This is a genomic window from Cyclobacterium sp., assembly GCF_014762705.1.
Taxonomy (GTDB): domain Bacteria; phylum Bacteroidota; class Bacteroidia; order Cytophagales; family Cyclobacteriaceae; genus Cyclobacterium.
Genome location: NZ_JABURL010000110.1, coordinates 23,731 through 50,045 on the forward strand (window position 1 = coordinate 23,731; position 26,315 = coordinate 50,045).

General features: G+C 40.5%; 22 protein-coding genes and 1 tRNA gene. 10 read left to right on the forward strand and 13 right to left on the reverse strand.

Going from position 1 to position 26,315, the window contains the following annotated elements; all coding sequences use genetic code 11:
• Positions 1-2 precede the first annotated feature (2 nt).
• Positions 3-965, reverse strand: coding sequence for a tryptophan 2,3-dioxygenase family protein (locus HUJ21_RS21970; RefSeq protein ID WP_291372868.1), 963 nt, complete (start codon positions 963-965; stop codon positions 3-5).
• A 176-nt stretch (positions 966-1,141) separates the two neighbouring features.
• A complete protein-coding gene (locus HUJ21_RS21975) occupies positions 1,142-2,239 on the reverse strand; it encodes a DUF1573 domain-containing protein (RefSeq protein ID WP_291372869.1) in 1,098 nt (365 codons plus the stop codon).
• 69 nt (positions 2,240-2,308) lie between these two features.
• Here HUJ21_RS21975 and trpS point away from each other — a divergent pair, with 69 nt between their 5' ends.
• Complete coding sequence (trpS, locus tag HUJ21_RS21980) at positions 2,309-3,283, forward strand: tryptophan--tRNA ligase (RefSeq protein ID WP_291372871.1); 975 nt, start codon at positions 2,309-2,311, stop codon at positions 3,281-3,283.
• A gap of 51 nt (positions 3,284-3,334) precedes the next feature.
• Here trpS and HUJ21_RS21985 read toward each other — a convergent pair whose 3' ends face one another.
• Entirely contained in the window at positions 3,335-4,921 is a 1,587-nt protein-coding gene (locus HUJ21_RS21985) for a glycoside hydrolase family 99-like domain-containing protein (RefSeq protein WP_291372872.1), read from the reverse strand.
• 72 nt (positions 4,922-4,993) lie between these two features.
• Entirely contained in the window at positions 4,994-5,416 is a 423-nt protein-coding gene (locus HUJ21_RS21990; protein WP_291372874.1) for a hypothetical protein, read from the reverse strand.
• A 197-nt stretch (positions 5,417-5,613) separates the two neighbouring features.
• Here HUJ21_RS21990 and HUJ21_RS21995 point away from each other — a divergent pair, with 197 nt between their 5' ends.
• A complete protein-coding gene (locus tag HUJ21_RS21995; protein WP_291372876.1) occupies positions 5,614-7,341 on the forward strand; it encodes a phospho-sugar mutase in 1,728 nt (575 codons plus the stop codon).
• 51 nt (positions 7,342-7,392) lie between these two features.
• Here HUJ21_RS21995 and HUJ21_RS22000 read toward each other — a convergent pair whose 3' ends face one another.
• The 4 genes from HUJ21_RS22000 to HUJ21_RS22015 all read right to left on the reverse strand — a co-directional run bounded on the left by HUJ21_RS22000 (position 7,393) and on the right by HUJ21_RS22015 (position 10,047).
• Positions 7,393-8,235, reverse strand: a complete 843-nt coding sequence (locus HUJ21_RS22000) for a universal stress protein (RefSeq protein ID WP_291372878.1) — start codon at positions 8,233-8,235, stop codon at positions 7,393-7,395.
• Positions 8,236-8,384: 149 nt separating this feature from the next.
• The gene (locus HUJ21_RS22005; protein ID WP_291372880.1) at positions 8,385-8,570 is read right to left on the reverse strand and encodes a hypothetical protein; all 186 of its coding nucleotides are present in this window, start codon (positions 8,568-8,570) and stop codon (positions 8,385-8,387) included.
• Complete coding sequence (locus HUJ21_RS22010) at positions 8,567-8,989, reverse strand: DUF2141 domain-containing protein (RefSeq protein ID WP_291372881.1); 423 nt, start codon at positions 8,987-8,989, stop codon at positions 8,567-8,569. Before HUJ21_RS22010 ends, HUJ21_RS22005 begins: the two co-directional genes overlap by 4 nt.
• A complete protein-coding gene (locus HUJ21_RS22015; protein WP_291372882.1) occupies positions 8,977-10,047 on the reverse strand; it encodes an AMP-binding protein in 1,071 nt (356 codons plus the stop codon). Before HUJ21_RS22015 ends, HUJ21_RS22010 begins: the two co-directional genes overlap by 13 nt.
• 113 nt (positions 10,048-10,160) lie before the next feature.
• On the opposite strand from HUJ21_RS22015, the gene HUJ21_RS22020 reads away from it, so the two are divergent.
• Positions 10,161-10,997 (forward strand): 1,4-dihydroxy-2-naphthoyl-CoA synthase, encoded by an 837-nt coding sequence (locus HUJ21_RS22020; RefSeq protein WP_291372883.1) that lies wholly within the window; start codon positions 10,161-10,163, stop codon positions 10,995-10,997.
• Between the two features lie 14 nt (positions 10,998-11,011).
• On the opposite strand, the gene HUJ21_RS22025 is transcribed toward HUJ21_RS22020, so the two are convergent.
• The gene (locus HUJ21_RS22025; protein ID WP_291372885.1) at positions 11,012-16,054 is read right to left on the reverse strand and encodes a PAS domain S-box protein; all 5,043 of its coding nucleotides are present in this window, start codon (positions 16,052-16,054) and stop codon (positions 11,012-11,014) included.
• Between the two features lie 326 nt (positions 16,055-16,380).
• On the opposite strand from HUJ21_RS22025, the gene HUJ21_RS22030 reads away from it, so the two are divergent.
• From HUJ21_RS22030 to HUJ21_RS22050, 5 genes are all read left to right on the forward strand, one after another.
• Positions 16,381-17,643 (forward strand): FAD/NAD(P)-binding oxidoreductase, encoded by a 1,263-nt coding sequence (locus HUJ21_RS22030; protein WP_291372886.1) that lies wholly within the window; start codon positions 16,381-16,383, stop codon positions 17,641-17,643.
• 121 nt (positions 17,644-17,764) lie between these two features.
• Entirely contained in the window at positions 17,765-19,342 is a 1,578-nt protein-coding gene (gene pckA, locus HUJ21_RS22035) for a phosphoenolpyruvate carboxykinase (ATP) (RefSeq protein ID WP_291372887.1), read from the forward strand.
• Positions 19,311-20,516, forward strand: coding sequence for a 6-bladed beta-propeller (locus HUJ21_RS22040; RefSeq protein WP_291372888.1), 1,206 nt, complete (start codon positions 19,311-19,313; stop codon positions 20,514-20,516). The genes pckA and HUJ21_RS22040 overlap by 32 nt, the downstream gene beginning before the upstream one ends.
• A gap of 23 nt (positions 20,517-20,539) precedes the next feature.
• The gene (locus HUJ21_RS22045; RefSeq protein WP_291372889.1) at positions 20,540-21,727 is read left to right on the forward strand and encodes a patatin-like phospholipase family protein; all 1,188 of its coding nucleotides are present in this window, start codon (positions 20,540-20,542) and stop codon (positions 21,725-21,727) included.
• Positions 21,724-22,557: an alpha/beta hydrolase gene (locus HUJ21_RS22050; RefSeq protein WP_291372890.1), complete on the forward strand. Its 834-nt coding sequence runs from the start codon at positions 21,724-21,726 to the stop codon at positions 22,555-22,557. The genes HUJ21_RS22045 and HUJ21_RS22050 overlap by 4 nt, the downstream gene beginning before the upstream one ends.
• A 475-nt stretch (positions 22,558-23,032) precedes the next feature.
• On the opposite strand, the gene HUJ21_RS22055 is transcribed toward HUJ21_RS22050, so the two are convergent.
• The gene (locus tag HUJ21_RS22055) at positions 23,033-23,758 is read right to left on the reverse strand and encodes a VIT1/CCC1 transporter family protein (protein WP_291372891.1); all 726 of its coding nucleotides are present in this window, start codon (positions 23,756-23,758) and stop codon (positions 23,033-23,035) included.
• 669 nt (positions 23,759-24,427) lie between these two features.
• Here HUJ21_RS22055 and HUJ21_RS22060 point away from each other — a divergent pair.
• A tRNA-Asp gene (locus HUJ21_RS22060) sits at positions 24,428-24,501 on the forward strand.
• A gap of 426 nt (positions 24,502-24,927) precedes the next feature.
• Positions 24,928-25,158, forward strand: coding sequence for a hypothetical protein (locus HUJ21_RS22065; RefSeq protein WP_291372892.1), 231 nt, complete (start codon positions 24,928-24,930; stop codon positions 25,156-25,158).
• 52 nt (positions 25,159-25,210) lie between these two features.
• Here the strand turns inward: HUJ21_RS22065 and HUJ21_RS22070 are convergent, their stop codons facing one another.
• From HUJ21_RS22070 to HUJ21_RS22080, 3 genes are all read right to left on the reverse strand, one after another.
• Positions 25,211-25,339 (reverse strand): hypothetical protein, encoded by a 129-nt coding sequence (locus tag HUJ21_RS22070; RefSeq protein WP_291372893.1) that lies wholly within the window; start codon positions 25,337-25,339, stop codon positions 25,211-25,213.
• Positions 25,318-25,443 carry a hypothetical protein gene (locus HUJ21_RS22075; protein WP_291372894.1) on the reverse strand — a complete coding sequence of 42 codons (126 nt, stop codon included), beginning with the start codon at positions 25,441-25,443 and terminating at the stop codon, positions 25,318-25,320. Before HUJ21_RS22075 ends, HUJ21_RS22070 begins: the two co-directional genes overlap by 22 nt.
• A 209-nt stretch (positions 25,444-25,652) precedes the next feature.
• Entirely contained in the window at positions 25,653-25,910 is a 258-nt protein-coding gene (locus tag HUJ21_RS22080; protein WP_291372895.1) for a hypothetical protein, read from the reverse strand.
• Between the last annotated feature and the right edge of the window lie 405 nt (positions 25,911-26,315).

The window sequence follows — 26,315 nt, forward strand, 5'->3', positions numbered from 1 at the left end:
GCTTATTTCACTCCCCCCAGCAGTTCTTTTTCCACCCAGTTTTTACCCCAATTATTGACTTCTTCTTCCGACCAGAGATCCGGATAAAAAATAACTTTTTGAAACCGGGGAGGAAGAAATTTTTGCCAATTGGTTCCGCCGGTGGCTGCGATATCCATAGGGTCTTTCTGAAGGTATTTCACAGCAGATTTGTAATGCGCCAGGGGCCAGTAGACATTTGCCTTTTCATCCAATTCCCTCATCAAATCCGTCAGTTCCTCATCTTTATCGGGCAGATACAAATATTTTTTCCACAGGTTGTTCTTCCTGAACTTGGCAATGAGTTCTTTCAGGGAGCCGCCATATTTTTGCTCAAAGGATTTAAGCGTCAGGGTTTTTTCTCCTGTCGCCAGCTCTTTGGCCCCATACTGCCAGTAAAGGATATCAAAAAGACTGTCGATACTCGTCAGATTGATATCTTTGTAATCTTCTCGCTCTGCGAGGTAAACCAGATTTTGAATATCCGTACACATGATTTCAATCATCCGGTATTGGGCACTTTGAAATCCACTCGCCGGAAGCAGAGACATGCGGAACTTCATAAACTGCTCACGTTCCATTCCTTTCCACATGACAGCAAAAGAAGATATCAGCAGATCAAAATACATGATCACCCGCTTGAGTCTGTTTTTAAAAAAATCTATCTCAATATCCTTTACCTCCGCTATTTGTTCCAGTTCCCAAAGTATCAGATTGAAATACAACTCTGTGATCTGATGGTAAATGATAAATATTTTTTCATCCTTAAAGGAGGTTTTGGGCTGCTGCAAAGTCAATAAAGTATCCAAATTGATATAATCCCAATAATTTAGATAATCAGCATGAAGCAATCCTTCCAAATAGGATGAAAGGTCCTGTCCGGAAGACCTGAACTTTTCTTCCAACTGCCTGATTTTATCAACGATTTCTTTCTTGGGATGATCCATGCAACTCTACTATAATATTCTCTTTTTTTGGCTGAAAAGACAGAGCCTGTTTTCTAAAGTAAACCAAAATTCCGTTTTAAATGCCAAAATAACAAGCTTGTCTGATATATTAAGGACTTATCTGCCATTATATTAGAAAGGCTGCATTGACCAATCCGGAATTTTCAAAAACCCGTTTAATCTATTCTGCTTTTGATGATCACCGTTTGGGTTGGGTTAATGGGGTCGTTGCTGAAGAAAGTTAAGGTTTTATGGTCAATTCCCCTTCTCCCTTTCGGGTCAAAAGTAAAAACAATGTCTACACTTTGGCCGGAATTGAGGTCATGTGTGGGGAGTTCAAAAGACAGACAGGAGCAATTGGATACCACTTTTCTCAGGTTTAAGGGTTGAGGTCCGGTATTTTCCAGGGTCAGGGTTCCGGAGACTGGTTTATTGGAACTGATTCTTCCCAAATCGACTTCCTGTTCACTGATTTCGAGTTTTGGAACACTGTCAAGTTGATTTATTGGAGTTGGGTCAAAGAATTCATGAATAACAGCGATTAAATTTAAGGACAATTCCATTTTTTCAGAAGAAATAAAGGATAATTCCAGCTCCTCTTCCACGAAACCAAAATCATTCTTTATAGCTGGATCGTAGGTAATTTCCAAAACCCCCCGGCTTTCCGGCTGTACCACAGACGGGACCATTTGAACTTGTATGTAATCTGGAATATTGGTTTGTACCTGATTCAACTGAATAGGGGTATCTTTGAAATTGTAAAAATCAAGCGGTTTGATTTTAGCTTGATTGGTAAAAAGCGTACCCAGATTATTGGTTTCAAATACAAAACCCAATCCATTCTTTTTTACTTGATAATGCGATTGCGGATTTTTGGGATAAGGCACATTTACACCTTCCAGGAAAAGTGAATCCCCATCCGGGTCAAGGTTTGTTTTGACCAGAATCATTTTGGAAAAAGTACCACCCCTGGATTGATGGTCATAGGTTACCTTTACCTGCCCAACTTTTCCGATACCGATAGTGTCCCTTGAAAAATCAGCCACGGTACAGCCACAATCTGTTTGAACATCTTCAATCAGAACATTTGTGTCTGTATTATTGACAAAATAAAAATCAGCCGTTGCTGTTCCCTTCTCTTCCAGAACGGCACCGATATTTAATTGTTTTTTTTCCCAGACCAGGCCAGAACCTTCAACATCCTGACTCTTAACGTCCGGCGAACAGGAAAACAATAAACTTCCAAGCCCAAATAAAAATACTATCCTCTTCATACCAGCAAATAACGTTAAAATTGCCGCAAATTATTCTTTAATTGGTTAATTTGCAACAAAATCATAGCAATGGCAAGAGTACTTACAGGAATTCAAAGTTCAGGAAAACCTCATTTGGGGAATATTTTAGGGGCCATACAACCGGCCATTGACCTTACTTTGAGGGATAACAATGAATCATTTATTTTTATTGCAGATTTACATTCGCTGACCACCATCAAGGATGCGCAGCAAAGGGTGGAAAACGTCAATGCTGTCGCTGCGGCCTGGTTGGCATTTGGTCTGGACATCGAAAAGACCGTTTTTTACAGGCAATCCAGAATTCCAGAGGTGACCGAACTCACCTGGTACCTGAGTTGCTTTACGCCTTTTCCCATGTTGGCCAATGCCCATAGCTTTAAAGATAAATCCGACCGGCTCTCCGATGTCAATGCAGGTCTTTTCACTTATCCGGTATTGATGGCTGCCGATATATTGCTATATGAAGCAGACCTGGTACCGGTAGGCAAAGATCAGTTGCAACATCTGGAAATCTCCAGAGATATAGCCAGTGGCTTTAACCACCGTCTCGGTGTAGAGTTACTGACCATACCTGAAGCCAGAATCAGTGAAAATGTCATGATCATCCCTGGCACGGACGGCCAAAAGATGAGTAAATCCTATAATAACTATATAGATATCTTTTTGCCTGAGAAACAATTGAAAAAAAATATCAATACCATCATTACTGACAGTACACCTTTGGAGGAACCTAAGGATCCTGATAGTTGTACTGTGTTTAAATTGTTTCAACTGATGGCTGAGCCCTCCCAAACGGAAGTGCTTAGAAATAAATACCGGGGCGGAAACTTCGGTTATGGCCATGCAAAAAAAGAACTTCTGGGCTTGATCCTGGATAAATTCCAAAAAGAAAGGGAGGCTTATGATCATTTCATGAAGCACCAGGAGGAATTGGACGCAAAGTTAGAGGCGGGAGAAAAAAAGGCCCGTGCTACTGCCATTGATTTATTGGATAAAATCAGGAAACATCTTGGATTCAAATGATCACTTGCTGGCATTTTATGGCCAATAAGTTTGGTTACGAAACTTATACCTTTAATCTGTTTTAAAAAGCGCTCTGATTACTTCCAGATAATCAAAGCCATGACCCTCAGTCGGTTCTATATGATTGCCCTCCAGGTATTCATTCCAGCAACAAACCATCAAAGTATTGCCATTTGATTGCTTATTTTCGACCAACACCTCTTTGGCGGCGGTAAGTTTTGCTTTAAATGATGATTTGTCGGACACGACCCTGTCTTTTAAAGGCTCACTAGGAAATCCGCTCTTCTGGGGCCAGGTACCTCCTGCCGGTCTCCTATCCCATCCCATTGCCACAGGTATCTGATAATCAAAATCAGCGTCTTTTTTAAAAAATGCCGACCATTTATCCCAATGACCCTGATAGGTTTTCCGCATATCAGAATAGCTCTTATTGTTTTGCTCATAAAAATCATGGTAGATGTAAGCTGTCATGCCCTCAAAGCCTAAACCTTTTAACCGGGGGACATAATCCTGAAAAAGCATGCGATTGGTATATTTTCCTCCCTGCCAGGGTTGCTTTGCATCAAGTGGCTTCCAGGTGGTGGGTAGTGCATAGGGTTTTAACGAAGCCGTCATTGCTCCTGAGGTCACTGCAATAAATTTTATCCCCGGGAGCCCCGCCTCTCTGGCCAAATCCTGAGATCTTTCCAATAAGTCGTCCAATCCTATTCCGTAATAACTTGCCCTTGCTTCGGTATCGTGGGGAAAATACATATAGACCACTGGCCTACCGGAATCATCTTTTAAATAGTCCTTCCTTTGGAAATATTTATCTATCCACAACCGGGTGATTTTATCATGAACTTTTAAGTACAATTGTTTGTCCGGAGTCTCTTCCGGATAATTGGTGCGGGCATTTATATTTTGCGGGGAAGCCATACGGAGCCATTGTATCCAACGGTCATCACTGTCATCGCACCAGTTCAAGGCAAATTTGAGCTGTTTGCTTACAGGCCTTTTGGCGTTTTCCTGTAATAATACCTCTAATTGATCATTCCATTCCTCCAAACCCGGAACCTGTACCCGACCGTCTCTTTTGGTATCAATTGGCCAATTTTCAGGGTAATACAATTGTGCTTGAGGAGCAAAATTTTTATGGTAATAATAATGTCTGCCAAAAAACCAATTGTAGGCAATAAAATCAATCCCATACTCATGCATGTAGTCCAATTGTTTTCGGGCTACCTCCGGATCATCCCTTTTATAAAAGCCTTTCAACTCTTTTACCGGTTTCTTTTCCAAAAAAGGTCCTTCGTAGGGATAACTGGCATTATAAATCCTTCCATTGGGTCCCCAGGATCTTTTATCTGTTAAAAAACTACAATTCTCCCTGCCCTGCAAACATGGCCAAAAACTATCAATGTCTTGTTTATCATTTCCGGAAACATTCCAGGATGGCATAAAAAACACACCTACCTCTATATCTGGTACATTTTCCCTACCGGAATTCCCATTGACTGCTACATTTTTTGAATTAGATTTATTTTGAGGTTCAACCGTTGAATTCTTTGTATCCTGTTTGTTGACGAAAGCCGAACATCCGGATATCATCCCATTTATGACCAGCAAAGAAATAAAACCAATACTATTTGTTGTCATTCAAACTTCAAATGAGACTTTGCTTATAAAAACTCAGGATTTCTGCTACTGCCTCCTATTTCCACTGGTATCTTATCTCGAGCGCCACAGATCTTTAAGTGGCCTTCCATTGATGACCATCACAAATCTGACTGGATTAGGCACCAGGGCGATACGCACATCCTGACCATCAAACTGTTCTGACTCGACAGGCACACCTTCCATCCCCTGAACATCATATGTTACCACTCCTCTGGCATCAGGCTGCATGGGAATGTACTTGTTGGCCAGATAGGCTGAAGGCAATAAAACCTCATTATCTGAAGACAAGGTGGCATAAATTTCCTCCAACTTCCCCTCAAGTTCATGGCCATACTTTTCATTTAGTGTGTCTTCCAGATCGTGAAGTTGTTCCTCAATTTCATCATAATCAGGATCCGCATAGGTAATCTCACTCAATCTTATGCGCAACTCTACGATTTGGGAAAGTTCCTCATCTAATTTATCGAAATCCATAAAAACTGTCTGCTATTTTCAATTAAAATATGAAGGTAGATAATCTCAAAACATATTCCAACCCCCATTTTAAAAATTGAAGTCCGGGACAGATAAAACAAGGAACGGTCAAAAATCTGACATGCCGTAAAGGGTAAATCCATATAATTGCTTATATTTTGGCTCTAAACCTAAAAACAAAAAAACTTTTTTTACACATGACAGATGCATCCATAATAAACAAAGCGCAATCCTGGCTCAACAGCAACATCGATACCAAAACCAAAGCGGAAATAAATGCCTTGTTAAATGCTGAAGATCCTGCAGAATTGATTGATTCTTTTTACAGGGATCTGGAATTCGGTACCGGAGGCTTAAGGGGTATAATGGGGGTAGGATCAAACCGTATCAACGTATACACCATAGGCATGGCGACCCAGGGCCTGGCCAATTACCTGAAGGCAAGTTTTCCCAACCAGGAAATCAGTGTAGCGGTGACCAACGATAGCCGGCTCAACAACACCCTTTTTGCAGACACTACGGCAAACGTGATGACGGCAAACGGGATAAAGGTCAAGTATTTTAAAGAAATGCGGCCAACGCCCATGCTTTCATTCGCCATCAGGCATTTCGGTTGTGAAAGTGGTGTAATGGTAACCGCCTCCCATAATCCGAAAGAATACAATGGATATAAGGTTTACTGGAATGATGGTGGACAGGTGGTGGCCCCTCATGACAAGAACATCATTACTGAGGTTTTGAAAATAAAATCGATTGATGATGTCAATTGGAACAAAAATGACGCATTGAAAGAATTCATTGAGGAGGACTTTGATTTGATATACCTTAATGAAGTAAAAAAACTGAGTTTATCTCCTCAGTTCAATATTCTGGCAAAGGACATGCCCATTGTCTTTTCCCCTATACATGGGGCTTCGGGAAAAATGGTTCCGGCAGCACTTAAGGTATTTGGATTCGAAAATATCCATATAGTGGAAGAGCAAAAGGAACCTGATGGCAATTTCCCTACCGTTATATATCCCAACCCTGAGGAAGCTGAGGCACTGGACCTCTCCATTAAATTGGGGAAAAAAGTTAAAGCAGAGCTGGTTTTGGCCTGTGATCCGGATGGTGACCGTACAGCAGCCGTGGTACCCAATGAAAACGGGGATTTTGAATTGTTAAATGGTAACCAAACCGGGGCCCTGATCATTTATTACCTATTGAATCTTTACAGGGAACAAGGTCGATTGACAGGAAACCAATTCACTGTGAGCACAATAGTGACCACTGATTTGCTGGGAGTTATCAGTAAAGATTTTAAAGTGGAATATTTTAATGTACTTACCGGCTTTAAAAATATCGCCAAGGTGATTCTCGCCAATGAAGGAAAAAAGGAATTTATAGCCGGTGGAGAAGAAAGTTATGGATTCCTGGTTGGAGATTTTGCCAGGGATAAAGATGGCGTCTCTGCCTGCGCCATAGTAGCTGAAATAGCTGCCTATTACAGACAAAAAGGCATGGGCCTGATAGATGTACTGGCCGAGATATATCAGAAGTATGGCTTTTACAAAGAATCCCTGATTTCTATTACCAAAAAAGGAAAAGATGGTGCAGAACAGATTCAGGAATTGATGAAAGGTTTTAGAACCAATAAACCCTCCTCCATAAATGGAATAAAAGTGGAAAAAGTCATCGATGTACAGGAAAGCAGGATATATGATATGAAAGGTAACAAGGAATATCATTTAGACCTTGAAAAATCAAATGTAATACAATTTTACCTGGAGGATGGCAGTAAGATATCAGCCAGACCATCGGGAACAGAACCCAAAATTAAATACTATATTTCTGTTAACGAGCCCTTACCCAACAGGGCAGCCTACCGTAAAGTTGAAGCCTCCCTGGAAAGAAAAATAAATGCACTTAAGGATTTCTTTGGCTAATCCCACTGGAATAACATTAAAAAGGCCGACCGGTTATTCCGGCCGGCCTTTTTATTTATCTTTAGTTGTTACATTTAGGCTGATTACAGGTTTATCCAGGTAAGTCACCAAATTTTCTGTTACTGATGGAGAAAAAAGCTGTTGCAAATCGGTCTTTCCATGTGTGATTAAAGCCACAGCATCTGCATTTTCTGCTTTAGCATATTGTATGATTCCTCTTTCGACATTATAGGCACCATAAATATGGATACCATGGGTGTAGAAAGCGAATTTTTCCAAAAATTGAGCTCCCATTTCTCTGATTTTCTGATCCTCCATAAAATTTGCGGGAGTGTTCACATATAGCAGCTCAACCTCTCCCCCCAGTAAGCGAATGGTATCTCCCAATACTTGGAAGGCCTTGCCGGAACTTTCCTTGAAATCCGTAGCCAATACCACCTTTTTAAAGCTGAAGACCTCTTCGCCAGGTTTGACAATAAAAACAGGCACTTCAGATTTTCTCAGAACCGTATAAGTATTAGAACCTAGTACATGGGATTTGAAACCGTATTTTCCATGGGAACCCATGACGACCATATCTATTTTTTCAAGGGATAGAAATTGGATGACTCTTTCCTTCCCATCGCTAAAATGCAACAGCTCGCTGACATTAAGTCCTAAAGCACTGAGCCTGGATTTTCTGGCGCTCAATTCAATTTTTGCCTTTTTGATCACTTCCAAAGTATCCGGATAGAGTTTCTCTTGCTCCCTGGTCAATTTGGCCCAGTTGACAGGGGTCAGAATCACATGCATGATCAATATTTCAGCATCCACCTTTTGCGCCAGATGGACGGCAAAATCCAGGGCAGCATCTGCATAAGTAGAGAAATCAGTGGGAACCAATAGCTTTTTCATGGCGGTTTGGATTAAAATAAGTATGGATTACTGATTCAAATATACCTATCAGCTGTCAGATCTCATCTCACATCCGTCAGGGAAAAATATGACAAACATCATAATTTTTTATTTTTTCGGCGTTTTATTGCCTCCTAGTAGCAAGTGCTTCAGTCAAACTTTTGGTTTTGCTTTTTGGCATAAATACCGAACAGGTAAGAAGCTATGAGCAGTCCACCACAAATAGCAGGTATATACGGATGAGATACCAAATTGAAAAAATGAAACATATAAACCAGGGCTGCCAATAGCCCTATAATAGAAACCGTTATTTGCAGGGTTTTGCTGATTCTCATAATAGGGTGAAGCTTATGGTTAATCCATCTGTGGGTAATTGAATGGCAGCACTTTGAAAGGTAGGCGGAGAAAAAGGATTCCTGACATCATTGGAAAATCCATAGGGGTCCTTGGGTATACCAAAAATATTCTTCCTCATCTTTCCGTCGCCATCCTGGTCATGAAAGGCGGAAATTGCATATTCTCCCTTTTTTAAATCTTTAAAATGAAAAAAAGCTTTTCCATTTTCGATTTTTACCGCTTCCCTTCTGATGGCCTTTTGGGGTTGATCTGGGAATCCCTCAGGGGAATCAAATACCAATAACTGTATCAAGCCTTTTTGCTGAGCAGTGACATATACCGTAATGCTAAGGGAGGAGTCTGGTACTTCGGGTTTTAAAAAAGCAGCCAGGAAAATAAAAACCATTAATTTTTCCATGTTGCTAAAGTACGCAATTGATCTATTTTTCCTGAAGAAGTTAATTTAATTTCGGTCACAAAAACAATGTCTTTTGGATTTTTATACCTGGGAAGAATTGCTTTTGCCCGGTTTAGGAAGGCCTGCCTCACTTTCTCATCATCAACCCCTTCCACCACTGCAATTAAGGACTGTCCCAATTGTTGATCCGGTCTGCCCGTAAAAAAATACTTTTTACCTGGAAAAAATTCCTGCATAAGTCCACTGAGTTTTGCGGTTATTTCCTCAGGGTGTATTTTTATCCCACCCGAATTGATTACAAAATCCGCCCTGCCTTTCCAAATAAAGGAATTTGAACTTTTCATTTGTACTATGTCACTGGTCAGCAGCCATAGATCTCCTGTCATGGGGGCTTTGACCTGCAGCCGCTGTTCATCATCAATTTTCAATTCCACTCCTGGCAAAGTCTGGTAAACCAAAGCACCAGCTTTTTTCACATTGGCCAGGGCAATGTGGGAAACAGTTTCTGTCATCCCATAACTTTGATACACACTGCCCTTTAGCTTACTTAAAGCCTCCTTTAAAGAAATGGATATGGAGGCACCACCAACAATTAAATGCTTTACTTTATTCAATGCTTCCGCTGTTCGGGAATTGTTTAAACAAGCCTCTACCTGAAGTGGCACCATGGCCGCAAAGTCAAAATCTACTTCCGTCAAATTTTCCAATGGATTGGCGGCCGGGAGTTGTACCAATAAATGCGCTTCCCATTCCAAAGCCCGCAGCAACATCATTTTACCGGCTATTTTATCCAAATCCAGGCAACAGAGTAATTTCCAACCCTTTTTAACCCTGAAAAATTGCCTGGTTGCGTTGACACTGGATAAAAGCTGTTTTCGATATACTTCGATGATCTTCGGTGCGCCGGTGGATCCTGAGGTTTGTAAACTAAAGCGATCCTGCCCATTTAACCATTGCCGGCAAAATTGAAAGCCCTGCTCAAACTCAGAAGGCAAAGGTCCTTTATCACCTGCTTTGATTTGATCTATGGTGTAAGAAGTATTGCCAAAAATTATCATGCTTGTTTTAAAAAACAAAATAAGCAAAAAGAGGCCAATCAGCGGATTACTTTGCCAATAATTTCTAAAAATTAATTTCCCCTATTATCTTGCCCTCTTAAATTATCCCATCAATGATCAACTGGACAAAAGTAAAGGAATACAAGGATATTACTTATAATAAATGTGGTGGCGTAGCAAGAATCGCTTTTAACCGGCCAGAGGTGAGAAATGCTTTCCGGCCCCAGACCACTTCTGAATTGTATGATGCTTTTCTGGATGCCCGTGAGGACACTAGTATTGGCGTTGTATTATTGTCTGCAGAGGGGCCATCCCCCAAAGATGGCGTTTTTTCCTTTTGTAGTGGTGGAGACCAAAAAGCCAGGGGTCATCAGGGCTATGTGGGAGAAGACGGCATGCACCGGTTAAACATACTGGAAGTTCAGCGGCTGATCCGGTTTATGCCAAAGGTTGTCATTGCTGTAGTTCCGGGATGGGCTGTTGGGGGTGGTCACAGCCTTCATGTGGTATGCGACTTAAGCCTCGCAAGTAAAGAACATGCCATTTTCAAACAAACGGATGCCGATGTTACCAGTTTTGATGGAGGCTACGGTTCTGCTTATCTTGCCAAAATGGTAGGACAAAAAAAGGCCCGGGAAATATTTTTTTTAGGTAGAAATTACTCGGCCCAGGAAGCATATGACATGGGAATGGTGAATGCGGTGATTCCGCATGAAGCTTTGGAAAACACGGCTTATGAATGGGCTCAGGAAATATTGGCCAAATCCCCAACATCAATTAGAATGCTGAAATTTGCCTTTAACCTGACTGATGATGGAATGGTGGGACAGCAGGTATTTGCCGGAGAGGCTACCCGTCTGGCATACATGACAGATGAAGCCAAGGAGGGTCGGGATGCATTTCTTCAAAAACGCAAACCAAATTTCAAGCATATCAAATGGATTCCATAGACCCTATTTTATTTTTAGCCCAAAACTTCCTTTTCTTCAAGGTTTTTGGGAATGGTAAAATATACATCCGTCCCTTTGCCGACTACCGAATTAACCCAAATGTTGCCATTTAGGTTTTCTACGTGCTTTTTAACAATTGCCAGCCCCATTCCAGTCCCCGCATATTGATCGGATTTATGCAGTCTTTGAAACAGGACAAATATTTTGTCAAAATACTGCTTTTCTATGCCTATTCCATTATCCTCTACCAAGAACTGCCAGGCATCGGGCAGTTCAATTGCTTTAATGTTGATTTTTAGTTCAATGTGCTTTCTATTATACTTCAACGCATTTTCTATGAGGTTTTGAAAAATCTGAACCATTGGGGAACGAAAAGCCTTGATGACCGGCATGGGATCTATAGCAAAAGAAGCGTTTTTTTCTTCAATTGATTTTCTTTGCAGGTGCAATACATCTTCCAGCAGTTTGCCTACATCCAGCTCCACAAGTCTTCCATCCATGCGTCCCACCCTGGAAAACTCCAATAAATCGAGAATTATTTGTCGCATTCTTCTAGCTCCATCTACGGCAAAATGGATGTATTGATGTGCTTTTTCATCCAGGGCCTTGTCGTATTTTTTCTCTAGTTGGGTAAGGAAGCTTGTCACCATTCGTAATGGCTCCTGAAGGTCATGGGAGGCGATATAAGCAAATTGTTCCAGTTCTGCATTGGACCTGCTCAGATCCCTGGCATATTTTTTCAAATCGGTATTCAATTGCTTGAGTGAATTTTCGTAGACCTTTCTCTGGGTGATGTCATTTAAGGCACCAACCATCCTAAGTGCTTCACCGGATTTCTTGTCCCTAAGGATATAGCCCCTTTCCAGAATTTCAGCCATACTTCCATCCTTCTTATTTAAAACATATTCTCTTTCCCAAATGCTGGAATCTTTTTGTTTTAATGATTTACTGAGATCATTTTTAAAGCCTTCCCTTTGCTCGGGGGCAATGATTGCTATAAACTGATCCAATTGGGTGAAATTCTCCGCTTTGTAGCCAAGGATCCTCTCAAAACCGTCGCCCCAAAGCGTAATTCCCGTGGAAATATTCCAATCATAAATCGCATCATTGGTGGCCTTATTGACCAATTTAAACCTTTCATTAGAAGTTTTAACAGCTTCAAATGCCAGTTTTTTCTCTGTAACATCCTTGAAATAAACAGACAAACCCTCAGCAGAAGGATAAATGCTGATTTCCACCCATATATTCAGCCCACGGTAATAGCGTTCTATATTAACCACCTCCTGTTTCTCCATGGCTCGGCTATATTCCGGAAAAAATTCCCTGGCAGCTTTATCCTGATAAATTTCCCAAAGATTGGCACCCAAGACCTCCTCTTTAGGTTTACCCAGGATTTGTTCCGCCTTCCTGTTCCAATAAGTAATGATCCAATCCTTATCCACAGCAAAAAAACCATCCCCAATACTTTCAAGGGTATTATTCCTTTCTTGCAAAAGTTTTCTTTGTTTCTCCTCCGCCAATTTCCTCAGGTGAATATCCTGTATGCTTCCGTAAATTTTCTGGCATTTTCCACGAAACCATTCGGATTGGCCAATACTTCTGATCCATTTTTTATTTCCCCTGGCAGTCTCTATCATCAGTTCCAGGTCGTATTCCTCCCCTGTTTGAATTAATTTTTCAATGGCTTCCCTGATTTTTCTGTTGCTGTCTCCTTTAAAGAATGTCAGGTTTTTAGCCAAAGTCGGAGAATAGGCCTCATTGACTTCATATATTTCCCTGGTTGAAGGGGACCAATACATTGTTTTTCCTGCACCTTCCCTGGTCTCCATTTCCCAACTACCAATTCGGGCCAGTTTGCTGGCTCGGGCCAGTAAATCTTCGAGCTTTTTCTTCTCGGAAATATCAATGATCAGGGAATCCCATACGATACTATTGTCCGGCTGTTTTTGTGGCGTCCCGAAACCTTCATGCCAAAGAATTTTTCCATCTGGCCTTTTTGACCTGTATTGACAGTGCCACCTTTCCATTTGCTTAGCGGATTTCATAATACTGGCCCTTACCGCTTCAAAATCACCGCCGGCTTTTGTCTGATCCCAAATAAGATTAATATTTTCCACACATTCCCTTGGGGAATAACCATACAGGTCATAGGCTCCTTTGGTGAGCTGGGTGATTTTATCAGATCCATCCGGATAAAGGTGGTATTTAAAAATAACCCCGGGAATGTTGTCGGCAGTAACCTGAAGCCGCATCTCTGCCAACTTCTTGGCATGTATATCCTGAAAACTACCGTATATTCTTACACACCTCCCATCCCTGTACTCCATATTTCCAATCACCCTGACCCACTTTTCATTCCCCTTTGCCGTAACCAGGGGTATTTCAAAATCAAAGGCTTTCCCTTCCTGAATGGCTTTACGGATGATTGATTTCACCTCTTCCCGTGCATCTTCTCTGTAAAAATTGATCCCTGTTTCCAAATCAGGTAAAAAATCTGCCGGAACTTCGTGAATCTCCTTAGTCATTGAGGACCAAAAAAACGATTTGTTCATCAGATCTATCTCCCAACCACCAATTTTGGCCAGTTTGGTAGCATTGTCCAACAGCAATTCCAGTTCCTTTTGTTCTGTGATGTCCTTGGCCACGCTGTAAGTGATTTTTTCCTCCTGAAAAATATTAGTGGACCAGGAAAGCCACAGCGTTTTACCTGATTTGGTCAGGAACCGGTTTTCAAATTTTAGGTGTCCGATCCCACCGTTCAGCGCTGCAAATTCATTTTGGGTTTTTTCCCTGTCTTCAGGGTGGGTAAAATCAATGATGGGTGTTTTGAGAATCTCTTCCTCGGAATACCCCAGAAGAGAACACATGGAAGGGTTAACCTTCTTAAAGAATCCGTCAAATCCAGCCACACAAACAATCTCGGGAGCCGCATCGTAAATCCTTATCAATTGCTCCTCTAACTCTTTTCTTTGAATCTCGCTTCCAAGAAAATCCTCCAGCTCTTTGAAAAGGGGTTTATGGATTAAAAGTTTATCGACTGTTGTCACTGAGCCTAACAACAACACACCGGTAAATTCCCCATAGTGACTAAGGGGGATTCCAAAAGCACAAAGTAAACCTGATGCTAGTGCAGCTTCTCTACGAATAAAGCTCTCTTTCTTATAAATATCATCCCAAATGACCATTTGTTTTGATTGCCAAACCATTCCAGGCAAGCCTTCTCCTTCTGATAGCTGGACCTCTTTTTCCATTCTACCGTAAAATGATTCCTTCCGCTTTTGGTCTGCATGATGGGCGAATAAATCCAATCGCTCACTGGTGGTGTTCAACAACCAAATCTCCCCTATTTGAAATTTCCCGAAATTCATTAAATGTGAGAGCAGTGAAACCAGGCTTGAATGTAAGGTTTTTTCTCTTTTAAATATTTGACTGATCTCAGATAAAAATTGCTTTTGAATACTTTCTCTCCTGCTTTTGGTGATGTCATGCATGGCCCCAATCACCCTTATAGCCCTGCCGTTGGACCCTCTGATAACCAAAGCTTTATTGCTTACATAGGCATAGGACCCGTCTGACTTTAGGTATCGGTGTTCATATGCCCAATGGTTTTCTTTACTTTTCACCACCCGGGCTGATGATTCTATGACATTGGCTATTTCTTCCGGATGAAGTCTTTTGACTACTTTTTCTACATCCGGCAGGTGATTATAGGAAGGAATTTCACCAAAGATTTCCTGATAATTGTCTCCCCAATAAACCCGTTTTGCCTGGAGATCCCAATCCCATATCACATCTGAAGTGGCCTGAGTAACATATTTGAATCGTTGATTGCTGGATTTAATTTCCTCTTCCGCCTTTTTCCTCTCTGTAACGTTTTGAACCGTTCCAAAAAGCCGGACAATAGTTCCATCCTCGTCGATTTCACTGTAGCCTTGTTCTTCTATTATCCGTTCTTCCCCATCGGCTGTAAGTATTTGATAACTGATGGAAAATGGCTCGCCCGTTTCCTTAAACCGTCTATAAGTATGGGCTACCATGCTCTGGTATCCCTCAACAACCAAATCCAAAAAAGAACGATAATTGACCGAAAAGGTCTCCTTTTTAAGCCCAAATACATCATAGGATGCATCTGACCATATCAACTGCTGTTGCTTGAAATCAAAATTCCAGCTCCCCATATTGGCCACTCTCTGGGCCTCAGAAAGCAAGGCCTCATTGGTCTTCAATTTGGATGCTGCCTCCTTTTGGCTGGTAGCATCTCTGCCTAAACAATAGGCAATTTTTTCATCAGGATACCAGCGTGCTGACCAATTGATGGGGATAATCGAACCGTCACTTCTAATGTGACTATTTTCAAAACTAATATCGGATTTTCCTTTCATCAGTTCCAGAGCAGCCCGTAGACTTTTGAACCTATTTTCCCGAGATACCAATTCCAAAAATGATTTTCCTTTTAATTCTTCTGCACGGTATCCTAAAAGGTTTATGGCAGCTTCACTCAACCAAAGAAACTTTCCTGTCTCATCAAGGGTACAAAATACGTCCATTGACTGTTCCAGGATTCTATTCAAATTTTTTTCGGTCCGTTCCTGCGCCAATTTGGCGTTTTTCAATTCCTTTTTCAGGTAGCTGAGCGTATTTTCATCAGAATTCGGTGAAACCAGATCATTCTTTCCATTTGTAAAGCCCTCTACATCCAACTTTTCAAAAATAATCAGGAAGTAGGTTTGAGTTGATTTGCCTGAAACAAGTGGCTTGACAATGATCCGAATTGGAAATAATCCACCGGAAAAAGAAAGTCTGTTTATTTTCCCACTTTCACTGCTGTTTTTTTCAATCGCCCTGGCTAACAATTCATTGATTTCCAGCCTTAATTCAGGTTTTATGGCTTCCAGTAAATTGACATTCTCCTTCTTTTTTGAAAATAAAAGGAATGAACGCGTATCTCCATTTGTCTTTAGGATTTGCTGGCTTTTATCAATGATCACATAGGGATGCTTATAAGAACTGGATAAGGCATCCTTGACCATTTCTTGAAATGAAGCAGAGCTTTCCATTTTTTTTATTCGGGGCTGGGGTTTATAATTAACAAGTCAGGCTTTATCCACTGGAATTCTTTGATTTCACTAAAGCCCATAAAAATGTGTGCTGTTAACAGTCAGATGTTTAACACTTCATGGATTAGCTACTCGAAATAATTAAATTATTCATGAATGTGTTTTTTTAAACGTACAAAATTCAAATTACAACTGACTGGTTTTCCTCTTAATTCCAATTCTTTAAAAATACCAAAACATATGGACTTTGATAAGTTTTGTGATTTTTATTACATACTAATTTGTTTTTATTTCATTTTTTTAAGCTTATAAAACCAAAAAACCAAATGAAAAAGTATAAAATTCTAATTATCGGAGGAGGAACAGCGGGGATCATGGTTGCTGCCAGATTGAAAAGAGCTGACAAAAATTTACAAATAGGACTAATTGAACCCTCTGATAAACATTATTACCAACCTGCCTGGACTTTGGTTGGGGCTGGTACATTCGATATGCAGAAAACCATCAGGGAAGAGAAAAACTATATTCCTAAAGGAGTAGATTGGATCAAAGATGCGGCAACGGCTATTGACCCTGAGACAAAAACAGTTAAAACAGCGGCTTCAGGTCAAATTGGATACGAATACCTTGTTGTCGCACCGGGATTGGTAATGAATCTTGATGGAATAGAAGGATTGAGAGACAGTCTTGGCAAGGAAGGGGTATGCTCCAATTATGTAGATCCGGAATATACCTGGGAAGTTTTACGCAATTTTAAGGGTGGCAATGCAGTATTTACCCAACCTGCCACCCCCATCAAATGTGGTGGGGCCCCACAAAAAATTATGTATCTGGCGGAGGATTATCTCCGCAAAAATGGTTTGAGAAACAAGTCAAACGTAATTTTTGCCACCCCTGGTACTGTTATTTTCGGGGTTAAAGATTTTGCAAAGACCCTGAACAAGATTATACAGGAAAGAGACATCTATTTCAAACCATTTTATACGCCCATTAAGATTGACTCAAAAAACAAAAAAATCCATTTTAAATATTCACAATCCGGTGTTAACAGTTGCGTAGGAACTGAAGACAATCGGATCAACGAGGAAGTTGTCAGGGACACCGAGATCGTAATGCCTTACGACATGCTTCACCTGGCACCTCCACAGGAAGCGCCAAAATTCATTCAACAATCAAAAATAGCATACCAGGAGGGCCCCTCCAAAGGGTGGGTTAAGGTGGATATCAATACTTTACAACATCTTGACTACCCGGAGATCTTTGCTTTAGGAGATGTAGCGGCCCTTCCCACAGCCAAAACAGGTGCTGCAATTCGGAAACAAGCACCAGTTGTGGTGAGCAATTTGCTCCATCTGGTCAAAAACAATAAATTGGGTGAAAAAATCTATGAAGGATATTCCAGCTGCCCTCTCGTAACCGGATATGGTAAAATGGTTCTGGCTGAATTTAAGTATGATAATGTAAGGGATAGTGATCCCATTTTAAGCAAAATTTTTGATACCTCTAAGGAATTGTACCCCATGTGGTTGCTGAAAAAATACGGCTTGCCTTATCTTTACTGGAACCAAATGCTAAGGGGTAAAATGTAGATTCATTGGATTACAAAAAATTGTGAAAGCCTGATACATATCATCCTTTCACATTTTTTTTTGATAATTTTAAGATAAGGTTGTATTTTCAAATCCCAAATAATAAAAACCAATATTATTTATGGAGTTTAATTTACAGGCTTACGGCATTGAAGTTACTAATATCTTGAGAAATAGTGAAAAGGCCATCTTATATGAATCGGCTTTGAAACTTGAAAAGGGTTCTGCTATTTCAAGTAAGGGAGCCCTAATGGTCTATTCAGGCAAGAAAACAGGCCGAAGCCCAAGAGACAAAAGGGTGGTGAGGCACCCTGCTTCTGAAAAAAATATTGACTGGGGACCTGTTAATTATGGTATGGATGAACATACCTTTATGGTCAACAGAGAAAGGGCCATTGATTACCTCAATACAAGAGAACACTTGTATGTGGTGGATGCATTCGCAGGCTGGGACCCCAATTATCGGTTGAAAATCAGGATAATATGTACCAGAGCTTATCATGCCCTTTTTATGCAAAACATGCTGATCATGCCTGAAAAAGAAGCATTAAATTCTTTTGGCGAACCCGATTACGTCATTTTTAATGCGGGCGGTTTTCCTGCAAATCATTTTACCACAACCATGACATCGAAAACCAGTATCGGATTAAGTCTGGAAAGAAAAGAAGTTGTCATATTGGGAACAGAATATGCCGGAGAAATGAAAAAAGGTATATTCTCGATTATGAATTACCTGATGCCTTTGCAAGAGGTTTTACCCATGCACTGTTCGGCGAATGTAGGCAATGAAGGGGATGTATCCTTGTTATTCGGCTTATCCGGAACCGGCAAAACAACCCTCAGTGCAGACCCCGGACGAAAACTCATCGGGGATGATGAACATTGCTGGCACCGGGATGGGGTTTTTAATATTGAGGGGGGATGTTATGCCAAGGCCATTGATTTGAGCGAAGAAAAGGAACCGGATATTTTCAATGCCATTCGGTATGGCACCATACTGGAAAATGTAGTATTTGATCCTGAAACCAGGGAAGTAGATTATTCCGACACCTCTATTACCCAAAATACCCGGGCCTCCTACCCCATTGATTTTATCAATAACACACAAATCCCCTGTATCGCAGGACCACCTAAAAACATCATTTTTCTTACCTGTGATGCATTTGGGGTGCTGCCTCCCGTGAGCAAACTCAATCCCGAACAAGCCAGTTATCACTTTATTTCGGGATATACCGCCAAAGTTGCGGGTACAGAAATGGGTATCAAAGAGCCTCAGGCCACTTTCAGTGCTTGTTTTGGAGCGGCTTTTATGATGTGGCATCCCAACCGGTATGCCACACTACTGGCCAAAAAAATGAAGGAATACAATGTTTCAGCCTGGTTGGTCAACACCGGATGGAGTGGTGGAGCGTATGGCGTTGGTTCCAGGATAAAACTTAAATATACCCGTGCCATTTTAGATGCCATTCACAATGGTGATTTTGATGCCGTGAAAACCCAGCGGGAGGAAGAATTCGGATTGGAGATTCCCTTGAGTTGTCCCAATGTTCCTTCAGAAATATTGGTTCCGGAGAATACCTGGAAAGACCAGAAACAATTTTCAAAAATTAAAACTAAGTTGGTAAATCTGTTTCGTGAGAATTTTGAGAAATTTAAAGACCATGTTGATGAAAGAATTGCCAAAGCAGGACCCAATTAATAAATTCAGGAATATTAATGGTCCCCTTACGATCATTTTTTTTCTGGCATGGCTTTTAATCCAATGCCAACCTAAGGAAAAAAACATAGTCTCTACCTCCTCCATTTTATTGGATGAGACTTCGCTTTTCAATTTTGAAGACTGTGTATCTGATGTTGAATTTATTCCTTTACTTGCCCCGAAGGACAGTTTGATAAACCTTTCCTGCAGGGTTCACGAATTGGTCGTCAATGACAAGTTTTACTATGCCAGTAGATGCCACAATGACTTATCCATCCACTGTTTTGATTTGGCAGGAAATCACCTCAGGAGTTGGAACAGGAAAGGAGATGGCCCGGAAGAATATCCATCCTTGCATGGATTGATGGTGGAAAATAATGATTTGTATATCAATACAGGGAGAGGAACAATTGTTAAGTACGGCCTTCCGGCATTTGAGTTTAAGGAGCAAATACAATTAGGAGACTTTGACTTTGTACCTACAGTTTCATTTATTTCCCCTAATAGATTCTTGATATCGTCAGAGCCTTCAGGGAATGAAAGAAATAAGATATTCCACGAAATTCAACTGGATTCAAAAAACTCCAAAACCCTCCCTGTTTCCAGCCTGCCATATAGTGGAGAATTGAATCCTGGACTACTCGCCCAAATGGAAGATCGTCATTTATTAAGTTTCGGGCTTTCCGACACCATTTACCATTATCATGAAGATTCTACAACAATTTATACTACCCTTGATTTTGGTGACAAAAGCATAGATCAAGTTGATTTTGAACTGGAGGGCGGGGCATTTATGGAAAAAGTTTTGCTTTCACAAAATTACGCCTTTAATACAGGCCATATCTCTATTAGCGATGGGACCCTGAAATTATTGGCCTACGGAATACAGAAAAACCCTGATTTTAACCGGGATGACCTTTCCACATTTCCTTTTTATGATGTTTTTATCCATCCTGATACAGGTATGAAAAAGATTGCCAAAGCTTTAATGGATGTACGGAATAAAAGTTATTCCAGAGATGGATATTTTTATCAGGTGATGCAACAAGAGGATTGGCAAAGAGCATTGGATAAGTCTTATTTTGGGAAACATGAAAATAAACTCCTGCAAAGCATTCAAAGATTAACTGATGAAGAAGATCCAATAATTCTGAAATATAAAATTGCATTTTAACTTATTTTTTCGCAATTTCTAAAATGAAGAAATTAGCCTTGGTTTTAAGTGGGGGTGGCTTCAATGGGGCTTTCCAGATTGGTGCTTTGAATTATCTCAGGGACCATTGGAAAACCCTGGGTTGTGACCGGGATCCCCTGAATTTTGATATTGTAGCAGGGGTTTCGGTAGGCTCACTGAATGGCGCATTAATAGCCAGCAATCAATTTGATGAGTTGAGTGAGATCTGGTCTAAGGTCAGGACCAATGGCGTGGAAGAAATTTACACTTCAGATTTCATTGATACCCAATCCAGCTCCGAAGAAGTAGTTTTCAAAATTAATCCTGCAATTTTATTTCAAAAGTTCATCCCGGATTTTAAGCCCGATCTATCTTTTTGGAAAATATTGCCCTTGATTTTTTCCAATAAAAAGCAGCGGGATTTTTTGCGGAAAACCTTGGATCAGGCAGCTGAAAGCTTTACCCTTAACTTTAGTGAATTTAAGGCTTTGGCAGACAATGCCCCTCTTGGAAAAAAACTTGAAGGCCTGCTAAAAAGGGCCAATGTAAAGGATAGGCTTTTCCGATGCGGGTTTGTCTCTTTGAATGATGGGAAATACCATGCTGTTGAAAGCCAGGAATTTTCCTCAGATGAGGATTTTCAAAAAGGGGTCCTGGCATCCTCGGCCATCCCCATTGTTTGGGAGCCTGTTCCCACCATACACACCAGCAAGGGAAGGCTTGAACAACTGATAGACGGGGGCATCAAAAATGTATCTCCCCTGGGAGATGTTTTGGAAGATATAAACCGGGATCCGGAACATGATTATACCCTAATGATTATTAATTGCAACGCACACGAGCCTATCCCGGGCAATTATCAGCAAGCCAATATTGCTCAAATAGCGCTGAGGGCTTTGACCGATATCAGTCTCAATGAAATATTCAACAACGACATCAGGGAATACCTGAGAATCAATGATATCCTGAATCAGGTTGGAGAGGATCAGTCTCTGTATAATTTTAATTACAAACTCCGGAGAAGGACGGATCAAAAACTAAAAGCCTTCAAAACCATCATTATCCAGCCTGATTCCGGTTATCTTGGAGACAGCCTGGTTTCTACCAAAAAGTTGTTTGACAGAAGAGTAGCGCACGGTATCGAAAAAGCCGCAGAGGCAATGCACCTCATCAAACATCAGGGATTGAAGTTTCAAACCATTATCACATGAATAGTAAAAATATCTCATTTCAAGCCATAGGCTTCTTATTCCTTTTCTTACTTACTGTTTCATTTTCTTTTGCCCAGGATACCATCAAAGAAGTGTACAAAATCGCCTCAAAAGACAGCTTGGGTCTGGAGATTTATATTCCGGACGACACAAACTCTTTAAGGCCGGCAATGATATTCTTTTTTGGAGGCGGTTGGAACGGTGGTTCTACAGAGCAGTTCAGACCACATGCGGAATATTTTGCCCAAAAGGGAATGGTTACCGTTTTGGCAGATTACAGGGTCCGTTCTAGGCATCAAACCAGCCCTTTCGAGGCATTGGAGGATGCCAGGGCAGCAATGAGATACCTCAAAATAAATGCTGAAAAGTGGGGTATTGATAGCTCCAGAATCGTCGCCTCAGGAGGATCGGCAGGAGGTCATTTGGCTGCAGCGACTGCCCTAACCAAAAGCTTAGATACTTCTCAGGAAAACTACCCTGATCCAAAACCTGCTGCCCTGGTGCTTTTCAATCCGGTCATTGACAATGGTCCTGGGGGGTATGGTTATGAGCGGATTGGAGCACAATACAAGGAATTCTCTCCCATCCACAACATTACCGAAGGAGCCCCTCCCACCCTTTTCTTTTTAGGAACAGAAGACCGGTTGATACCTGTAATCACAGCTCAATACTACAAAATGGTGATGGAAAAAGTGGGAAGTTATTGTGAATTGATTCTTTATGAGGGAGAAGGACATGGTTTTTTCAATTATAAAAACCATGATATTTACCAACAAACCATAAAAGAAACCACTGATTTCCTAATCAGACAGGGTTTCATCGCAGAATAACTACTAATTCGGGGAAAAGTGCTTCTACATTAACCATCACTTACTAATTACCCAACTATTTAGCAGCCATTTTCCCCCTTTTAATAGGAGAAGACCCTACCGGAATATTTTCTTTTTTTAATAGAAAAATCAAAGCATATAATGTATGCTACAATATTTTTTCAAAGGCTCATTGGTGAAAAATTACGGCAGGGAAAATTTAAATTAATTGTATTTTAAACACTTATAAGCAATACTCTGGAACATTTTTACAAAATATAATTTTATAATATTACCTATTATAGAATTTTATATTTTTTTACATTTTTTCTAAAATATAAGTTTATTGGGGCCTTGTCCTTCCATTTCTTTTTGTTAAGTTTAAAAATAATTTACAATTAAATACTTACTCAGTAGGGCAATTTGCCAAAAAAATAGCTGCAGTCAGTTAATATAAACCCATAACGGAGTCTCTGAAGGTCATTGGCTCCTTTTTTTATTGCAGCAAAAAAGCTTCAAGAAGGTCTCCGACATAATATGCTACCAGAGCTGCGATAAACCCTAATGAAAGTGTTTCTATTACACTTTTTAAAAGCCCTGTTTGATTGGCCCAGCTTTTCAAGAACCCAACCACCAAAAAAGCCAATCCAGTGAGCAGGCAAGTCCAGAAAAAGACATCAAACCTGGTGGTATAAAAATAGTCCCACACATAAACTGTAAGTGGAATGAAGCCCACGGCAATAAAGGAAATCAAAGTTGCCAGTCCAATTTTCAGGGGGCTTTTATTTTCTTCCATCATATTCAGTTCGTCCTTCATCATTTCATTTACCCACCTGTCTTTGTCCGAAATGATCACATCGACCACTTGTTGAAGTAATTCGCCTTCAAATCCTTTCTCTTTATAGATTACTTCTATTTCTTCTCTTTCTTTTTCGGGCAAGTGTTCCACCTCCCAATATTCAATACTTTTATGTTTCTGGAAATTTTCCTTGTCTGATTTTGAGGAAAGGTATGCGCCAATAGACATAGACAGCCCATCGGCAAAGAGATTGGCAAAGCCCAAAATAATAATGACCAGGGGGTCGAGCCCTGCTCCTACTGCCCCGGCAACCACCGCAAAGGTCGTCACCGCCCCATCTATTCCACCATATACAAACTCCCTGAGATATTCCTGGAGACTTTTAAAAAATGGGATTTCCTGATGTAATTCTGATTCTTTCACTACCTGACAATTTATTTTGAGAAAAATATAAGATGCTTTAAGATAGAAATTTTTTTTAGAATGGAGACGAAAATGGGGTTAAAAATAGGTAATAAGAAGATTTTTAAAACAACATGTGGGCTTGGATAAATTCTTACTTTTCAAGGATAATCAGGTTTGGATCCAAAACTATTATACCAAAGGACCTTAAATCTAAAATCAATCTCATTGAAAATGAAAGTAATAAAAACCTTCGGGATATTTTTTTCATCGTCTCCTTGTGAGAAAAAAAACAAAAACCTACCTTTGCATCACTTCAAAAGAGAAGTAGAAAAGAGACAAAATATTAAGTAAAAATTCAACCTTATAAACACCGAAAATAATAGCTGGTACTTTTACCTTTTCAGGCAAGTCCGGACGGTCAAAGGTTTGAACTTTTGAAATATAAAATATTGGAGTGGTAGTTCAGCTGGTTAGAATGTCCCGACTCGTCGGGAAGGACGCTGGTTCGAACTTTTGAAATATAAAATATTGGAGTGGTAGTTCAGCTGGTTAGAATGTCCCGACTCGTCGGGAAGGACGCTGGTTCGAACTTTTGAAATATAAAATATTGGAGTGGTAGTTCAGCTGGTTAGAATGTCCCGACTCATCGGGAAGGACGCTGGTTCGAACTTTGAAATATAAAATATTGGAGTGGTAGTTCAGCTGGTTAGAATGCCTGCCTGTCACGCAGGAGGTCGCGGGTTCGAGTCCCGTCCATTCCGCAGGAAGAAACCCTAATGGCTTAATTTATAAGCTGTTAGGGTTCTTCTTTTTAAATGTGGGGCTAATTCTGGGGCTATTTGTAATTTTTTTTTTCTTCGGATATGTCAAAGGGTTGAAATTCCAAGCTATTCTGTTTTACTTGGATTTTATTATCTTTTAGCTGGAGAAGCTCATTGGGGATATTAAGTCGAAATAATTTTATGTTCGAGTTTTCAAATAAACTTCAACCACTCCCCTGCCCTGTTGAAATAGCAATCCTTCCCTTTTAAATTTAAATCACAAACTAAACACCAACTAGCACTTTTTTGGCGACACAACTTAATCAATTGGTAATAAGTTAATTAATATAAATATTTTCAACTAAAATACTTTTATTTCAGCCAAAATTTGGTTAAATTAAGGTATAGTCTTTAACTGTTGAAGCCATGAAATTTATCATCAAACTTATCCTTGTGTCCTTTATTGGCATGGTAGCCATGTTCGGTGCCCTGGGCAGCGAGAACGAATGGCCAGGTCTGATAGTGGCAATTTCGGTGTGGGTTTGGTTTATCTATTCCCTATCTAAACCGAAGGAATACAATTCCGACAGAAAGACCAGGGAACTGGAGCGAAGAAATGAAGAGCTTCTAAGGAAACTGGAACAAAGAGGTCACTAATAATCGGGTCCAGTAAAATTTTTCTTTCAATAACCCAAAAGCAGAAATACCATCAAAGGTCCAGTTTCAATCCTTCTATTTCCAATTCATTGATGTGCATACCGGCCAGGATCAAGTCGTCTCCTTCGATGGCTCGCAGGATTTTTTGAATCAGCTCATTTAGCTTTTTTCCTTTTTCCAATCTTTCAATTGATCCAGGTTCTGGTCTCTCAGCTGGTTGATCTTCCGTTCAATCTGGGCTTGCCTGTTTTTCAACTGCGTTACGATCAGGGAGATGGCTTTCATTGTTTATTAAATTAACTTTTTTGCGTTAATAATTTAAACATTAAAATTCAGTTTTTTCTCACCAGCAACCTTCTTCTCTGTTTAACAATCTCTTCCAAAAATGAGTATTTCAAAAGTAATCTCCGCTTCTGGTATATCACTATTTCTGAAAATATGCATATCCATTGATCCAGGCTCCTAAACCAAAAAAAGCCCCTAAGGGCTTCCTTTCAGGTTTTTGATTTCCTGGCCTTCCCCCCTTTCGGAGCAGTTACCTTTTTGCTGATATAGGCCGTATGGGTTTTTCCATATTGATCCGGCTCTTTCAGCGAGGCGACTTCAAATACCAGGTATTCCCTGCCATCGTAGTCGACCATGTGGCCTTTTAAGATTTCCTCCAGTGTTTCTTTGGAGATGGATACACGGATGATGTTCAGATCCTTTACCTGGGTTCCTTTGCCGATGTAGGTTTTTTCAAATTGTGACATGACTTTAACTGTTTAAGGTTTGAAATTTGATTATGCCCAAGAGAACGGGGGCTGCCAGGGACTCCCAAGCCAAGGGACGGGCAAAAAAATGGTGGAAGGCTTCCTTTGGAAAACCCCATTTTTTTGATCGGGCGAAGCGTATCCTTTGCGGGTGTACCGCTGCCCCCATCTTTGCATGGATCATAATTCACAACCGGGAACAGTATAGGTCATGGCATTGGAAAAGCCTACAATAAAAGGAATCGAGGAATGGTCCTTTACAGTAAAAGGGTTTATCCAGCTATAGAAAATAGGGGAATTTGAAGGCCATGGACGAACGGCTGTTAAAGATCCTGTAATTTGAATTCCCTGGTAAAAGATAAAAGAAGAATACCCCATCCAACTTATACAGAAAAACTGAATGAT

What these genes read in the sequence shown, in the direction of transcription:
- HUJ21_RS22025 (WP_291372885.1), bottom strand. Translation starts at nt 16,054, where the DNA reads ATGGAAAGCTCTGCTTCATTTCAAGAAATGGTCAAGGATGCCTTATCC.
- HUJ21_RS22040 (WP_291372888.1), top strand. Translation starts at nt 19,311, where the DNA reads ATGAAAGAATTGCCAAAGCAGGACCCAATTAATAAATTCAGGAATATT.
- HUJ21_RS22065 (WP_291372892.1), top strand. Translation starts at nt 24,928, where the DNA reads ATGAAATTTATCATCAAACTTATCCTTGTGTCCTTTATTGGCATGGTA.
- trpS (WP_291372871.1), top strand. Translation starts at nt 2,309, where the DNA reads ATGGCAAGAGTACTTACAGGAATTCAAAGTTCAGGAAAACCTCATTTG.
- HUJ21_RS22005 (WP_291372880.1), bottom strand. Translation starts at nt 8,570, where the DNA reads ATGAGAATCAGCAAAACCCTGCAAATAACGGTTTCTATTATAGGGCTA.
- HUJ21_RS22000 (WP_291372878.1), bottom strand. Translation starts at nt 8,235, where the DNA reads ATGAAAAAGCTATTGGTTCCCACTGATTTCTCTACTTATGCAGATGCT.
- HUJ21_RS22045 (WP_291372889.1), top strand. Translation starts at nt 20,540, where the DNA reads ATGAAGAAATTAGCCTTGGTTTTAAGTGGGGGTGGCTTCAATGGGGCT.
- HUJ21_RS21975 (WP_291372869.1), bottom strand. Translation starts at nt 2,239, where the DNA reads ATGAAGAGGATAGTATTTTTATTTGGGCTTGGAAGTTTATTGTTTTCC.
- HUJ21_RS21995 (WP_291372876.1), top strand. Translation starts at nt 5,614, where the DNA reads ATGACAGATGCATCCATAATAAACAAAGCGCAATCCTGGCTCAACAGC.
- HUJ21_RS22020 (WP_291372883.1), top strand. Translation starts at nt 10,161, where the DNA reads ATGATCAACTGGACAAAAGTAAAGGAATACAAGGATATTACTTATAAT.
- HUJ21_RS21990 (WP_291372874.1), bottom strand. Translation starts at nt 5,416, where the DNA reads ATGGATTTCGATAAATTAGATGAGGAACTTTCCCAAATCGTAGAGTTG.
- pckA (WP_291372887.1), top strand. Translation starts at nt 17,765, where the DNA reads ATGGAGTTTAATTTACAGGCTTACGGCATTGAAGTTACTAATATCTTG.
- HUJ21_RS22080 (WP_291372895.1), bottom strand. Translation starts at nt 25,910, where the DNA reads ATGTCACAATTTGAAAAAACCTACATCGGCAAAGGAACCCAGGTAAAG.
- HUJ21_RS22030 (WP_291372886.1), top strand. Translation starts at nt 16,381, where the DNA reads ATGAAAAAGTATAAAATTCTAATTATCGGAGGAGGAACAGCGGGGATC.
- HUJ21_RS21970 (WP_291372868.1), bottom strand. Translation starts at nt 965, where the DNA reads ATGGATCATCCCAAGAAAGAAATCGTTGATAAAATCAGGCAGTTGGAA.
- HUJ21_RS22015 (WP_291372882.1), bottom strand. Translation starts at nt 10,047, where the DNA reads ATGATAATTTTTGGCAATACTTCTTACACCATAGATCAAATCAAAGCA.
- HUJ21_RS22010 (WP_291372881.1), bottom strand. Translation starts at nt 8,989, where the DNA reads ATGGAAAAATTAATGGTTTTTATTTTCCTGGCTGCTTTTTTAAAACCC.
- HUJ21_RS22050 (WP_291372890.1), top strand. Translation starts at nt 21,724, where the DNA reads ATGAATAGTAAAAATATCTCATTTCAAGCCATAGGCTTCTTATTCCTT.
- HUJ21_RS22075 (WP_291372894.1), bottom strand. Translation starts at nt 25,443, where the DNA reads ATGAAAGCCATCTCCCTGATCGTAACGCAGTTGAAAAACAGGCAAGCC.
- HUJ21_RS21985 (WP_291372872.1), bottom strand. Translation starts at nt 4,921, where the DNA reads ATGACAACAAATAGTATTGGTTTTATTTCTTTGCTGGTCATAAATGGG.